The sequence below is a fragment of the Pseudoalteromonas sp. S2721 genome, assembly GCF_005887425.1.
Classification (GTDB): Bacteria; Pseudomonadota; Gammaproteobacteria; order Enterobacterales; family Alteromonadaceae; genus Pseudoalteromonas; species Pseudoalteromonas simplex.
Genome location: NZ_PNCZ01000012.1, coordinates 20,794 through 35,406 on the forward strand (window position 1 = coordinate 20,794; position 14,613 = coordinate 35,406).

The following is a 14,613-nucleotide window of genomic DNA, read 5'->3' on the forward strand; positions in this document are numbered from 1 at the left end:
TTGTAAAAAACGGTTTAGCTAATAATACCTCAGCCCCACCTTTTGGACGAGTCAAAGCCCTTGAAATTTATTGATGCTCAGTTATTCCTTTGAGGCAGGATACTGCATACAGCTTGCGTAATAGGTAAGAGTCGCAGGCCAGTCAGAGAAAATAGCCATCACACCCACTTGCTTAGCAAGGACGTCTACCACTTTCATCATTTGCCCATCTTGTTTAATTACACGGGCAATCGACTGGTAATAATAACCACCGCCATTATTTAATGGACCAGAGCGCTCTAAACTCCAAGTAATGATGTTCAGTCCGGCTTGTTTAGCTTTAATAGCATAAAGCGATGGCACTATTGCACCTGACTCATCAAGGCTCAAAAGCATCCACATTGGCGGTGCGATAATGCGTACTCCATCGTTATACAGAGCCTGCATTGATGGCTGCCAGGTGGTGTCATCCATGGCATCAAAGTCTGCTTGCTCATCTCGGCCATCAAGATAAATACTGTTGGTTGCAAATTCAGAGTGATTGTTTAGCCAATACTTCACATCTTCAAGATTAAATGATTGCGGATACACATCATCGCTATTCACACCTAAATCCCGATACTCATCAAGCATTTTTTGCGCATAATCTTGCTGGCTAAAACCATTAAATGGCATGCTAACTTCTGGGCTTTTTAGCTCGGGTGTCATTTTTACACCCAGTGATTTGAATAACTCAATGCTTTGCTGGTGGGTCATTACGGTGCCACTGTTTGCGTATAAGTCAGTGCGCCAGCTTGGTGTGCCTTGCATATATTCTGCGACGGTTTTGGCGTTTGGGTTGGCGCCATCCATTTTAGCTTTTAAGGTTAAAAACTCAGCTTGGGTGATATCGCTGGTGCAGCATTTAGCCTGAGCTGGTTGGCCGCCTTTGGCCGGGGTAAAAGGTTGGCTGCATTTTGCAGCCAACTCAGGAATCGCTAAAATGTTGGTAGTGGTGTGTAAATCACACTGTGAATGGCGACACACGAGTTGTTTGTCTTTAGTAAAGGCGACGTCACATTCAAGTACGCCAGCGCCCATTCTTGCAGCGGCTAAATATGACTCTTTGCTGTGCTCAGGAAACTGCATGGGGGCACCGCGATGACCAATTACAAAATCAGTTTTATAGAAAGGGCCATTAGCGCATGTCGCAAGTTGCTGCTTTAAAGGTCCATCAGTCATCTTGTCGATTAAATAGTAAGGCCTAGCACCCACTTGCACTGCCTGCTCCTCAGGCAGATTCTTACAACCTTGAATAATGAAAACTAAACAACATAAAACCAGTGCGCGCATAACAGCATTCCTCTAATCTAATAGAGTTTAGCCTATCATTGCTCCATGGCAGTTTTATTAAGTTTCTGATTTATAATAAGTGCTAATAAGATAATCGCTGCACCGATGGCAAGCTTGATGATATCGGCATCACGATTCCATATCACAATGTTAACGATGATCCCTGCTGGGATCAGTAGATTATTCATGACAGCCAAGGCACCTACATTGACGATGGTCGCACCTTTATTCCAAGCGAAATACCCAAGCCCTGAAGCAATCGTGCCTAAGTAAATTAACACGCCCCACTGTGTAGTAGTGGTGGGTAGCTTACTGGTATCACCAAATAAACCGTAACAAATCAGCGCGACAATTAAAGCGCCAATAAAGAACCAAGCAAACACCCGAGAGTGGGGGAGCTGCTCATCTTGCATTAAACGTTTGTAGGTTACTTGCCCAGTGGCAAAGCAAATATTGGCTGCCTGCACCATTAACATACCAATAAGGTAGTTCTCATCGACGCCTTCATAGCGAATAGCAACGGCGCCTAAAATAGCCAGTAATGCGGCGAATAAAAACTTGGCATTAAAACGTTTTTCAAGCAAATCGTTTAACAAAGTGATGTAAAGTGGCGTCATTACCGTGAATAGCAGTACCTCGGGCACGCTAAGGTACAAAAACGAATGGTAATAGAAGCTGTACATCACACCAAGTTGTACTGCGCCAATTGCCATGAGCTTTAGGGCTAAGGCTTTAGGAGTTTTACGCCAGTGTAAAAAGGGCAAAAATACGCAAGTTGCCAAGCCAATACGCATTAATACACTAAACCATGCATCCACTTGGCCTGCTAAATAGACACCAATAAGACTAAACGAAAAGGCCCAAAGCAGGGTTACAGCAAATAAGTAGGTCATGTTATTCGAGTTATGTGCAAAAAGGGCAGTGTATATGAGATGGCTGAAAATTAAAATTGCCCATGACGGATAATACGCGGTCATGGGCAATGGGGGGTTAGGGTTGGCTGGCAACAAAGGCTTTGGCTTGTTGCTTTAAAAGCTCAAGTGCGTTGCTATCGTAAAACGTGCTGTGCGAGACAACACCCTTTAGCGTTTGTGTATTACGAATATCAATAAGCGGGTTTTTTGAAAGCAAAATGAGATCCGCTACTTTGCCTTCACTAAGGGCACCGTATTGCTGTTGTTTATTTAAAAATTTAGGCCCCGCAAGTGTCGCAGCTTGCAGCGTTTGCAGTGGTGTTAGGCCATATTCAGTAAAAATACTCAGTTCTTGGTGTAAAGAAAGCCCCGGATAAATATACGAATTTAAAAAGCCTGCATCTGTGCCTGCAATAATGCTCACACCTGCTTGTTGGGCGATAGGGAGTAACTGTGCGGTTTTAATAAAACGCTCTTTGCGCTGTTTAATTTGTGCAGGGGTGTCTTTGTTAGCTCTATCAACTCGCCATTGATAAGTCGCTTTTAAACCCTTACCTAAATAATCTAAATAGGCATCGTCCTGATGATTATCTTCATCAATGTAAGCCGTTATTTTGCCACCAATCAAGGTTGGCACCACGGCGGTGTCGTTGTTAGCAAGAACCGTAAACTTCTCAATGGCTGTTGGTTCATCAAACTGCGCGGTGATAATGGGCAGTGCAGTGCGATAACTCAGCTCTTTTGAGGCAACCTTTGCAGAAATATCCGCTTCGTTTTTAGCCGCAGCTTTAAGCATATAGGTCATATGCTCAATAGCATCAAGCCCCGCCTTGGAGACATCAGTCACAGACAATGAAAATGGAATATGACCTGAAATTTGGTAACCCCGTTTTTTAACCTCTTTTACTGCCTTTAGATAAAGCTCAGGCGTTAGAGCGCTGTCGGTAATTTTGATAAAATCAACGTCCATGCTGTCTAACAGATCCATTGCAGCATGCATTTCTTCAGTCGTTTCTACTTCTAAATCACCAGGCCAAATAGACCCTTTACCTTCTAATTTCGGGCCTGAGGTGAAAATAGTTGGCCCCACTAACTGACCTTGTTTTACTTGTTCTCGCCAGCTAAGTACAGATTCACTTAAATCAGCCGCAGCATCACGAACAGTCGTTACGCCGTAAGCTAAATACAGTGGCAAGAGCTGTTTATTCTCTTCAATAAGCTCATCACCACCGCCAAAATGAACATGCATATCCCATAGACCAGGCATGACATACTGACCTTTGGCATCAATCAATGTTGAGCTTTGATAGTGGCTACTTAAAGGTTTATCGCTACGTTTAATGATAATTCCATCGCGAATGGCAAGAGATTGCTGTGTTGCGATAGCCCCAGTTTGCATATCAATAATTTGGGCGTTTTCTATCACGATATCGGCACGCTCATCTGGGGTTGATGAACATGCAGCTAATGCTGAGCAAAGTCCTAAAAGTAAAGCGTTTTTCATGTGTGAGCTCGTGTTTTTCTTTGAGATTAGCAAAAACGAGTTAACTGACAACGACTTTGAGGTGAATAGGAATAAAAGCGGGGTGAAAATTTAATTGATACTTAAAAAGTATGAGGGTTGCCCCTCATACTCTAAACAACAGTGTGATTATTCAACTAAACCACGACGCTTTAATAGTGCGTCTGTTGTTGGTTTTTGACCACGGAACTCAATGTAGCTTTGCATTAAGTCGCGGCTGTTACCTTTTGATAAAATCTCTTTACGGAAATTATCACCGTTTTCACGTGTTAAGCCACCTTCTTCGGTCATGTGTGCAAACGCATCTGCTGCGAATACTTCAGTCCAAAGGTAAGCGTAATAACCCGCTGAGTAACCACCGGCAAAGGTGTGGCTGAAGTAGCAAGACTTATAGCGTGGTGGTACTGGGTAGTAAGCAATACCGTGCTTGTCTAATGCATCATGTTCAAACTTTTGAACGTCTGTAATGTCAGCATCAACACCAAATGAGTGCCATTCCATATCAAGCAGTGCCGCAGCTAAATACTCAGTTGTATCAAAGCCTTGGTTGAATTTTTGTGACTCAAGTACTTTATTTAAAAGCGCTTTTGGAATTGGTTCACCTGTTTTGTAGTGCTTGGCATAGTTTGCCAGTACTGTTGGTTCAATATTCCAGTCTTCGTGTGCTTGTGAAGGGAACTCAACAAAGTCACGAGCAGTGGCTGTACCCGCTAAGCTTGGGTATTTAACATCAGAGAATAAACCGTGTGCAGCGTGACCAAACTCATGGAACATAGTCGTTACTTCAGAGAAAGTCATGAGTGTAGGTTGGCCTTCAGCTGGCTTAGGAATGTTCTGTGCGTTGTAGATCACAGGCATAGTGTCTTTAAGACCGCTTTGGCTAACATAAGCACTCATCCAGGCACCACCACGTTTACCTTCACGTGCGTAAGGGTCCATGTAGAATAGGCCGATAGCGCTACCGTCTTCGTTAAATACTTCAAACACCATGACGTCTTCGTGATAAACCGGTAGGTCTTTACGCTCTTTAAAGGTAATACCGTAAAGTTTATTCATCGCAAAGAATAGACCGTCGTGGATCACTGACTGCATTTCAAAGTAAGGCTTAACTAAAGCTGGGTCTAAGTCGTACTTCTCTTGGCGAACTTTTTCAGCGTAAAACGCCCAGTCCCAAGGTTGAAGTGCAAACGTTTCACCTGACTTTTTAATTACTTGTTGGATTTGCTCTGCTTCTGCTTCTGCTTTAGCAACCGCTTTCGGTGCTAAGTCATCAAGGATGCCGTAAACATTTTCAGTTGTTTGCGCCATACGATTAGTCATTACATACGAAGCCCAATCTTTATAACCAAGTAATGCCGCTTTTTCTGCACGTAGCTTAGTTTCTTTGATGATGATAGGGCTGTTTGTTGCTTGTGCACGCGTTGAAGACGTTGTCCAAATCTTTTCACGAAGCTTGCGGTTTTCAAGGCTTTGTAAGATAGGTTGGCGAGTCGTGTTCACCAGTGTGATCATGTAACCTTCTTTACCTGCTTTTTTGGCAGCAGCTGCAAGGCTTGCAATTTCACCTTCAGATAAACCCGCTAATTCACTTTTATCTTTAACTAAAATCACATCTTCTTTGAATGACTTTAAGATGTTTTGTGAAAACTCAGTTGAAAGCTTGGCAAGCTCTGCGTTGATTTCACGCATTTTTGCTTTTTCAGCTTCAGTTAGTTTTGCACCTGCGTTAACGAACTTTTTGTAGTAGTAATCAACAAGACGTTGATCTTCAGCATTTAAAGACGCTTTGTTGTCGTAAATGCTTTGTACGCGAGCAAATAAAGCTTTGTTTAAGTAAATATCATCTGTGTGAGCTGACATAATCGGCGCCATTTTCGCGGCGATACGTTGGTACTCACTGTTAGAGATTAAACCCGATAAATTAAAAAATGCCGCTGACGTGCGGTCTAATAGCTCACCAGAGTACTCCATAGCAACAAGGGTATTTTCAAATGTTGCTGGTTCTGGGTTGTTTGCAATCTTTGCAATTTCAGCTTTTTGCTGTGCGATGCCTGCTTCAAACGCTGGCTCGTAATCTTTGGTCGAAATTTTATCAAACTCAGGGGCCATGTATTGTAAAGGGCTTGGCTTGAAAAGAACGTTTTCAACATTAGCTGTTTGTGTTTCAGCGGCAGTTTCAACTTGAGTTTGAGTGTCGGCTTGTTGTGAACTACAAGCAGATAATAAAAGCACACTAGCAATCGTAGTTGCTACTAAGGTCTTACGCATGAGAGCTCCAAAAATGTGGATAAATCTTTTCTAACTTATCAAATTTTTGGCTAGAAACAATCAAGTTTGTCGTCTGAATGGGGAATTTGAACGCAAATAATGTGATGGAGGGGATAAATGTGCGTAAAAAGCCATCAATTGTGTATTAATGGCTCACTTAAGTAAAAAGTGGCACTAGCTGCCAGTTTAAATCTTGTTGGTAATAAATCACCATAGGTTAGTTGTAACCCAACACAAACTTTTTCTCTGAGCCAAAGCTTTCTGGCATAGCGTTGCCAAACTCTTTGTTAATTAAAGTCAGTGAGTGTTCTTGCTCAGCAAGTAAGTTTAAGATGCGGTTACGGTACTCTAAACTTGATTCAAATAAGTTTAGATCGACCAAGGGTTGTAAAGTGGCAAGTTTTTGTGTGAGCGTCATTTGTGACATTGTGTTCTCCTCGTGCTATTCAAAGCCTGTGAAACCTCAAGCTCTCTCTATGTATATAGCAGCTGTAGTCTAAAATAGTTAATAATTAGCGCATATTGCGCATAAAGAACTTAGTATTTACCAAGTTTTCACCTATTATGCCGTGCTAAACTTAGTCACAACTGAACCAAACTGATTTTTACTAGGAATGTTAATTTATGACCCTTGCTGATCTGCAATCTGCATTATCGTTTGTCTTGTTCACCTACAATGATGTGCAAATTACTGTACTAAAAGTAATTCAAGTACCTTTGGTACTGTTTTTAATGTGGTTTGTGGTCACCTGGATTGGTCGATTAATTAAAAAAGCATTGCAGGCAAAAAACCTAGGTCCTGACACAGTTCACCTGTTCACGCGTATTTATCTTGTCGTTACTATTGCTGTGCTCGTGTTTACCTCGCTTGAGGTACTCAATATTCCTCTGACGGCGTTTGCATTTGTTTCTGGTGCCATTGCTATCGGTGTTGGTTTTGGTGCGCAAAACATTATTAATAACTTTATTAGTGGTTGGATATTAATGTGGGAGCGGCCAATTCGTATTGGTGACTTTTTAGAAGTAGGCACAGCAAAAGGGGTTGTCGAGACTATTAATACCCGTTCAACCCGTATCCGTCGTAACGATGGTGTGCATATGCTGGTACCTAATAGCCATTTATTAGAAAACACGGTAACTAACTGGACCTTAATTGACCGTAATGCTCGTTCGTTTGTAAATGTTGGCGTTGCTTATGGTTCAGATGTGGTATTGGTTGAAAAGCTGATGAAGCAAATTCTTAATGAGCATCCAGCCATTTTAAAAACACCTGCATCGTCAGTATTGTTTGATGACTTTGCTGATAGCTCTTTAACTTTTAGCGCTATTTTCTGGGTATGTGCTGAATCAGAAGCACCGCTTCGCCAAGTGCGCAGTGAGCTGCGTTTTAGCATCTATAAAGTATTTGCTGAAAACAACATTACTATCGCATTCCCGCAGCGCGATATTCATATTGATGGTGAAATTGCTTTAACAAGGCGTAACAGCCAAAAATAAAAAAAGCGGCTTAGCCGCTTTTTTATGCTTGTTCATTGAGTTTTTTCAGCTTCAAAGCAAGTAACACCATCATTATGCCAAACACGATTGCATAGCTTGCTACTAGCCACAGGAGGGTGATTATGCCTGCGCCTGGGTTAAATATCAGGTAGCCACCAAAGATTATTGAAATAATACCGCTACCAATTAGCAGCCACTCATTACTGATCTCTTTACGTAGTTTACTCGCAATCAATATTTCAATTACACCGATAGCAATGGCCCATGCGGCAATAAAGTAGAGCATTAAGATAGCTGTTACGTTGGGAGCAAACAGGGTTACAAGTGCAGCAGCAATTGAAATCAAACCACCCACTAATAGCATCCACCAAAGTGGGTTTTCATTTTTTGAAGCAATAGCTAACCAAGTCCTAATGGCACCATCGACAAAAAAGTAAGCGGCGAAAATAAACATCAGAATCGCTAGTGAAGCTTCTGGGGCAAACCAACCACACAAGCCAAAAACGATGGCAATGGCGCCATGGATCATCAATGACGACCAATGAGGAATGAGTGAACTTGAAATCTGCATTATCGTTTTCCTTTGCTTTAGTCTCTATATAACTAACATCTCAGCGCTTACTTGCAAAGATTTTTAATTATTTTTTGTACAGTTACACAAACCATGCTCTAATTTAATTAGCTGAATATTTCAGCGATTTAATGTTTATCTAACAAGGAATAAAGCGTGAGCCGTTGTAATACCCAGTTTTCATTACAATTTAGTAAATTATTAGTGTGTTTTTTACTGTTGTTTAACGCGCCATTATGGGCAACAACCACACCAGAAGTGACCGTTAAATCCTTAATTGATAAAGACAGCAAGGAAGAACAAGTCGAACAAAAGCCCGTCAAACAAGAATCAGAAACCAATACACCTGCAACAGCTGAAAAAGCGCAGGAATCTCTCGAAGATGACTTGCCCTATGATGCCTTTGACCGGATAACGCCACGTAGTTCAATGCAGGGTTACTTAAAAGCGGCTCGCGCTCGCGATTTTGAACTGGCCAGCCATTATCTTGATTATCGTAATCTACCTAAAGACGTTGAAGCATTAGGAAAAATTCAACTTGCTGAAAATTTATCAGTGGTACTGGATCGTACCTTATGGGTTGATGTTGATAACTTGAGTAATAAGCCTGAAGGTAAACAAAAAGAAAGTGTGCCTAGCTATCGTGATTTGGTGGGGGAAATCAGTACATCACAAGGTAAGGTACAAATTTTATTACAACTAGTACCTGATGATAAAACAGATAATCGGATCTGGAAAATATCAAATGCAACGGTAAGTCAAATACCGTTACTCACCAAAGAGTATGGTTATAACAAAGTAGGTGAATGGCTATATGATAACCTGCCAGACATCGAATTTTTGGGGGTGATGCTTTGGCAATGGATTTATTTTGCCTTCTCATTTGTGTTGTTTTTGCTAGTCGCGATTATCATTACTCGCTTAATCACATTTATCCTAGCACATTTGAAAGTACCTGTAGAAAATGACGTTATTGGTTTTATTAATGGGCCAATTAGCCTGTTACTTGCTGTGTTTATGGCGCGTTCATTGAACGACCAATCAAATGTCACTATTGCTGTAATGGCGCTATTCCATGGCGCAACTGTGTTATTAATTGCGTGGGGTTGGATTTGTTTACGTGCTGTGGATCTTGCCAAACACAGATTAAGCCAGCGTTTTATTAAACAAGATAAGCCACAAGCGATTTTCTTATTACGACCTATAAGCAATGTAGCAAAAACTCTGATTGTCATTTCATTGCTATTTATGTGGTTTGAAAATTTAGGCTTTAATGCTACTACCTTGTTAGCTGGCTTAGGCATTGGTGGGCTTGCTATTGCCCTTGCAGCGCAAAAAACTGTTGAGAATATCATTGCTGCAATCACCCTTTATATTTCTGCGCCGGTAAAAATAGGTAATCTATGTAAATTTGGCAGTCAGTTGGGGACTGTGGAAGAAATAGGCTTAAGAGCCACGCGTATCCGAACCCTTGACCGCTCTGTCATTTATGTAGCAAATGCTAAGTTTGTTGATATGCAGCTTGAGAACGTCTCTGAACGAGAGCGAATTTCTTATCGACCTAAACTGATGCTCAGTGCCAACACCAAGCAACAAAATCTTATGTCGTTTATGCAGGCCCTAAGAGAGTTATTAGAACAACATAAGCATATCGCCTTTGAACCGTGTCGGGTTCGCTTTAAAGGCTTTACGCCTTGGGCTTTACAAGTGGATGTACTAAGCTACGTAGAGACCGTCGACTTTGCATTTTATATGGAAGTAATCGAAGAATTAAATTTAGCAGTGTTAGGCTTATTAAATGAGCATGAATGCGAATTAGCTAACCCAGAATTCGCACGAGTTACCGATTAGTTACTGAAAAAGGAGCAAATGAAAGTGGCTCTCATTTGTACATAATGTCTACACATTGTTGCAATTAGATGCACAGGACATATGTCCGCTTTATTGAAAAATAATTGCATAAAATCTTCTAAATGCGCCGATGTTGCCGCTAATTGTTGTAAAAAATTTGTATATTTCTAACTTTTAATGCAGTAAAAGTGTCATAAAGTGTTATAATCGTCAGCGTTCGTTCAGCCTCTTCACTTCGTTTTGCACTCTCGATTTAGAGGTCCGCGCAGCTTATTACAAGGCGCGAAAAATTGGCCGAGCCCGTCAAATGAATTGACGCAACATCATCACCGTTGAATAAGAGTGCATAAAAAAGGTTAAAACCCGACATGAAAGCAATGAAAAGATCTACGTTAGCAACACTTATCAATGCAACGTTGTTCTCTGCCGTAGCAGGTACTTCATTTTCAACTCTTGCTGCAGACGAAGCGCCAGCAGCAAAAAACAACCAACTAGAAGTTATTCAAATCACCGCACGTAAACGTGTAGAAAATGCTCAGGAAGTACCTGTTGCTGTATCTGCATTACAAGGTGACAACTTAGACGCTTACAGCTCAGCTGGTATGGATATTCGTTTTATGAACGCGAAGATCCCAAGCTTATCAATCGAATCTTCGTTTGGTCGTTCTTTCCCACGCTTTTATGTTCGTGGTCTAGGTAACACTGACTTTGACCTAAATGCTTCTCAACCAGTTTCGTTAGTTGTAGACGAAGTTGTTCAAGAGAACGCAATCTTAAAAGGTTTCCCTGTATTTGACGTAGCACGTGTAGAAGTTCTACGTGGCCCACAAGGTACTTTATTCGGTCGTAATACACCGGCTGGCCTTGTTAAATTTGATACAGTTAAACCATCACAAGAATTTGAAGGCTATGGTTCAGTATCTTACGGTAGCCGTGGCGCAGTTGACTTTGAAGGTGCTGTTGGCGGTGGCTTAACAGACCGTTTATCAACGCGTGTTTCCGTACTTTGGCAAGAAAAAGACGATTATATTGATAATCGTGCACCAGGTTTTGAACAAGATGACGTTTTAGGTGGTTACACTGAAAAAGCGGCACGTATTCAGTTTTTATACGAAGGTGACGATTTCACAGGTCTTTTCAACTACCACGTTCGTGATATGGACGGTAAGCCAATCGCATTCCGTGGTAACGCTATTAAAGCGGGTACAAATGACTTAGTAGATAATTTTGAGCACGATGTGGTTTACCACGATGCGGCTTCTCGTGCGACACAGCAAGTTGAATCTCAAGGCGCAAGCTTAAAGCTTGAGTGGGATATCAATGATTTAACTCTTACGTCAATCTCTGCATGGGAAAGTGCTGAAATCTATTCTCGCGCTGACATCGACGGTGGTTACGGTGCAAGCTACTTACCAGATATGGGCCCTGGTTTTATCCCATTCTACTCTGAAAGTGCTGACGGCATTCCAGATCAAGACCAATATACGCAAGAACTTCGTTTATCTAGCAACTATGCTGGCGACGTAAACTTCCAAGTAGGTGTATTCTACTTTGACGAAGCGTTAACAATCGAAAACTTCAGCTACGATACATACGGTTCAACACCGGGTGAGTTAAACGGCTATGTTATCCAGCAGCAAGATACTAAAGCATGGGCGGTATTCGGTTCATTAGATTACACAATCACAGATGATTTAAAAATCACTGCAGGACTACGTTACTCAGATGACGAAAAAGAATTCTCTGCAAACCGTACTTTAAGCCCAGCAGGTGGCGGTGCGTTATTCCTAACAGAAAACCCAAGTGACGACCACGTTAGCTGGGATTTATCTGCTAACTACAAGATCAACGATGACGTAAACTGGTACGCGCGTGTTGCTAACAGCTTCCGTGCACCAAGTATCCAAGGTCGTATCTTATTCGGTGATGAAGTTACTGTTGCTGAGTCTGAAACTGTGACGTCATTCGAAACAGGTATCAAATCAGACGTACTTGACGGTCAAGGTCGTGTAAACGCAACTGTGTTCTACTACACAATGGATGACCAACAATTAACAGCTGTAGGCGGTGGTGCAAACTTCAACCGTTTAGTTAATGCTGATAAGACAACTGGTTACGGTTTTGAGTTAGACACTGAGTGGGTATTAACTGACAACCTAAATGCTACATTTAACTTAAGCTACAACAACACTGAGCTTAAAGATAAAGACTTAGCTGTTGACGTATGTGCGCAGTGTACTGTAACAAACTCATTAAACAGCGCAGGTCAAGCTGTTCTTGACGGTAACAGCTTACCGCACGCACCTGAGTGGATCTCTAACCTTACATTACGTTATAGCCGCGAAGTAGCTGATGGTGAATTCTTCACTTACGCTGACGTGTCTTACCGCAGTGAAATCAACTACTTCTTATACGAGTCAGTTGAGTTTGAAGGCAAGCCTTTAACTGAAGTTGGTTTACGTGCAGGCTATGCTTGGGCACAAGGCGACAACGAATATGAAGTATCAGCATTCGTTCGTAACATGTTCGATGAGCAGCAATCAATCGGTGCTATCGACTTCAATAACAACACAGCAATGGTGAACGAAGAGCGTTACATCGGTGCTGAGTTTAAAGTAAGCTTCTTCTAAGCTGAAAAATAAGTCCTATTAAAACCCGCTGTATAGCGGGTTTTTTTGTTTATAATCGCGTTGGTAACTGCTAAAGTGGCAGGATTAATTAAAGAGAAAGAGAATAGCTATGGCTGGATTTTGGAACTACCGTGTCATTTTTTGTGAAGCAACAAAAGATGAAGCGGCACAATATCAAATTCATGAAGTTGAATATAACTTAAATGGTAAAGTGACTAACTGGTCAGAAACCGGTGCCGCACCATTTGGTAATACAGTCGAAGAACTTGAAGCAGATGCAGATCGTTTAAAAACAGCGTTTTCTAAGCCGGTTTTAAAAGTGGTAAGAAAGCAACGTGGCTACGAGCTGGTTGATGTAGAAACCGGCGAGGAAGCGTTTGCTGAGCCACCTGCGGGCTTAACAGAATAATCATATTTAAAGGTGCCTATGGCACCTTTTTACTTTGAAGGAATGAGGATGACTTTAAAAGCAGTATTGTTTGATATGGATGGCACTTTAGTGGACTCTGAAAGTGTGCATTTTAATATTTGGAATGATTTATTAGCTCCTTTTGGTGTGCAGTATGATGAAGCTACTTTTTGTAAGCGCTTTTCTGGCAGACCAACATTTGAAGCCGCAAAGGAGGTTGTTGAAAGTTATGGGCTTAGTATCAATCCAGAGCAGTTAACGGATGATAAGTACGCGGCATTTGGCCATTTTGTTAGTACTCATTTACCCGCCTATATGCCTTGCGCTAGAGAAGTGCTAGAGCAAGTAAAAGCCAGTGGTTTAAAAATGGCTTTAGTAACTGGCAGTGCAAAAAATGAAGCCTATCCTATTTTAAAAGGCTATGGCATTTTTGATTGGTTTGATTGTGTGGTTACCAAAGATGATGTTAACAATCCTAAACCTGCTGGTGACCCTTATCAACTAGCTCTTGATACGTTAAATATTACAGCTAATGAAGCCGTAGCAGTTGAAGATACTTATACCGGTGTCACCGCTGCGAGCAATGCCGGTGTTGCTGTGTTTGCTGTGCCTAATCATTTCACGTTAGAGCATGATTTTAGTAAAGCGGCAGGCGTGTTTGCTGATTTGAACGAATTTTTCAAATGGCTACAAACTAAACTATAATTAGCTGGCAATCACAAAACAGCTATTGTTAAGTGGTTATGATTAAGCAGGAATAGCCACTTTAAAACTCACAAATTTGCAAGGAAGCAATGATGGTTAAATTCACTCGTGCGCTTTTGTGCGCAATCACTTTATTTATAGGCTTTTCAGCCGAGGCGCAACAAGCTCCTTCAGTCCTTTTAGCAAACGTCTATCAAGCCGAAAAGGTAAATGTATCTGACTATTTAGTTAGTGAAAAATATGATGGCGTGCGAGCTATTTGGACTGGGAGTCAATAAGTAACCCGAAATGGTAACCTAATTTATGCGCCAAAGTGGTTTACCGCGCCGCTGCCAGATGTTTGGCTTGATGGAGAGCTTTGGACTAAGCGCCAAGACTTTGCCAATGTGAGCGGGATTGTTCGAAAAGTCACACCTGTAGAGTCTGAATGGCAAACCGTCAGTTACATGATATTTGATATGCCTGATGCCGCAAAGTCGTTTAGTCAGCGCTATGAAAACTATTCAAGGTTAGTAAACCAGCTGAAAATTGAGCATATTAAAGCTGTTGAGCAAAAACATTTTAACGATAACAAGCAACTTAGTTTGTTTATGGATGAGCTAGTCGCACAAGGTGCTGAGGGCGTCATGCTGCATTTAGCCTCAGCTAAGCACAGTACAGGGCGTAGTGATGCATTGTTAAAGTTAAAGCCTTATTTTGACGCTGAAGCGGTTGTAATCGGTTATATCGCAGGAAAAGGTAAGTTTAAAAATATGCTTGGTGCACTTAAAGTGCGCAGCAGTGATGGGACCGAATTTAAAATTGGCTCGGGGTTTACCGATCAACAAAGATCATCACCCCCTGCGATAGGTAGTACCATTACCTACAAATATCATGGCTTTACTAAAAATGGCTTACCACGTTTTGCAAGCTTTTTGCATGAAACGCCATAGCGT

11 protein-coding genes and 1 pseudogene are annotated in these 14,613 nt (G+C 41.6%); 6 read left to right on the plus strand and 6 right to left on the minus strand.

The window, feature by feature from the left end; all coding sequences use genetic code 11:
- Positions 1-81 precede the first annotated feature (81 nt).
- From CWC02_RS05425 to CWC02_RS05445, 5 genes are all read right to left on the minus strand, one after another.
- Entirely contained in the window at positions 82-1,311 is a 1,230-nt protein-coding gene (locus tag CWC02_RS05425) for a glycerophosphodiester phosphodiesterase family protein (protein ID WP_138616911.1), read from the minus strand.
- 35 nt (positions 1,312-1,346) lie between these two features.
- Positions 1,347-2,204 carry a carboxylate/amino acid/amine transporter gene (locus CWC02_RS05430; RefSeq protein WP_063700288.1) on the minus strand — a complete coding sequence of 286 codons (858 nt, stop codon included), beginning with the start codon at positions 2,202-2,204 and terminating at the stop codon, positions 1,347-1,349.
- 97 nt (positions 2,205-2,301) lie between these two features.
- Positions 2,302-3,729 carry an amidohydrolase family protein gene (locus CWC02_RS05435; RefSeq protein ID WP_138616913.1) on the minus strand — a complete coding sequence of 476 codons (1,428 nt, stop codon included), beginning with the start codon at positions 3,727-3,729 and terminating at the stop codon, positions 2,302-2,304.
- Between the two features lie 147 nt (positions 3,730-3,876).
- A complete protein-coding gene (locus CWC02_RS05440) occupies positions 3,877-6,015 on the minus strand; it encodes a M3 family metallopeptidase (RefSeq protein ID WP_138616915.1) in 2,139 nt (712 codons plus the stop codon).
- Positions 6,016-6,232: 217 nt separating this feature from the next.
- The gene (locus CWC02_RS05445) at positions 6,233-6,442 is read right to left on the minus strand and encodes a hypothetical protein (protein WP_138616917.1); all 210 of its coding nucleotides are present in this window, start codon (positions 6,440-6,442) and stop codon (positions 6,233-6,235) included.
- 197 nt (positions 6,443-6,639) lie between these two features.
- Here CWC02_RS05445 and CWC02_RS05450 point away from each other — a divergent pair, with 197 nt between their 5' ends.
- Positions 6,640-7,512 (plus strand): mechanosensitive ion channel family protein, encoded by an 873-nt coding sequence (locus CWC02_RS05450; protein WP_054551795.1) that lies wholly within the window; start codon positions 6,640-6,642, stop codon positions 7,510-7,512.
- A 22-nt stretch (positions 7,513-7,534) separates the two neighbouring features.
- Here CWC02_RS05450 and CWC02_RS05455 read toward each other — a convergent pair whose 3' ends face one another.
- The gene (locus CWC02_RS05455; protein WP_054551794.1) at positions 7,535-8,083 is read right to left on the minus strand and encodes an HdeD family acid-resistance protein; all 549 of its coding nucleotides are present in this window, start codon (positions 8,081-8,083) and stop codon (positions 7,535-7,537) included.
- 156 nt (positions 8,084-8,239) lie between these two features.
- On the opposite strand from CWC02_RS05455, the gene CWC02_RS05460 reads away from it, so the two are divergent.
- The 5 genes and pseudogenes from CWC02_RS05460 to CWC02_RS05480 all read left to right on the plus strand — a co-directional run bounded on the left by CWC02_RS05460 (position 8,240) and on the right by CWC02_RS05480 (position 14,610).
- A complete protein-coding gene (locus CWC02_RS05460) occupies positions 8,240-9,934 on the plus strand; it encodes a mechanosensitive ion channel family protein (protein ID WP_249362531.1) in 1,695 nt (564 codons plus the stop codon).
- Positions 9,935-10,302: 368 nt separating this feature from the next.
- The gene (locus tag CWC02_RS05465; protein ID WP_054551792.1) at positions 10,303-12,564 is read left to right on the plus strand and encodes a TonB-dependent receptor; all 2,262 of its coding nucleotides are present in this window, start codon (positions 10,303-10,305) and stop codon (positions 12,562-12,564) included.
- Positions 12,565-12,673: 109 nt separating this feature from the next.
- Positions 12,674-12,973, plus strand: coding sequence for a hypothetical protein (locus CWC02_RS05470; protein ID WP_054561952.1), 300 nt, complete (start codon positions 12,674-12,676; stop codon positions 12,971-12,973).
- Positions 12,974-13,021: 48 nt separating this feature from the next.
- On the plus strand, positions 13,022-13,678 hold the full coding sequence (locus CWC02_RS05475; RefSeq protein ID WP_138616919.1) for an HAD family hydrolase: 657 nt from the start codon (positions 13,022-13,024) through the stop codon (positions 13,676-13,678).
- A gap of 92 nt (positions 13,679-13,770) precedes the next feature.
- Positions 13,771-14,610: pseudogene (locus tag CWC02_RS05480) on the plus strand (DNA ligase).
- Positions 14,611-14,613 lie beyond the last annotated feature (3 nt).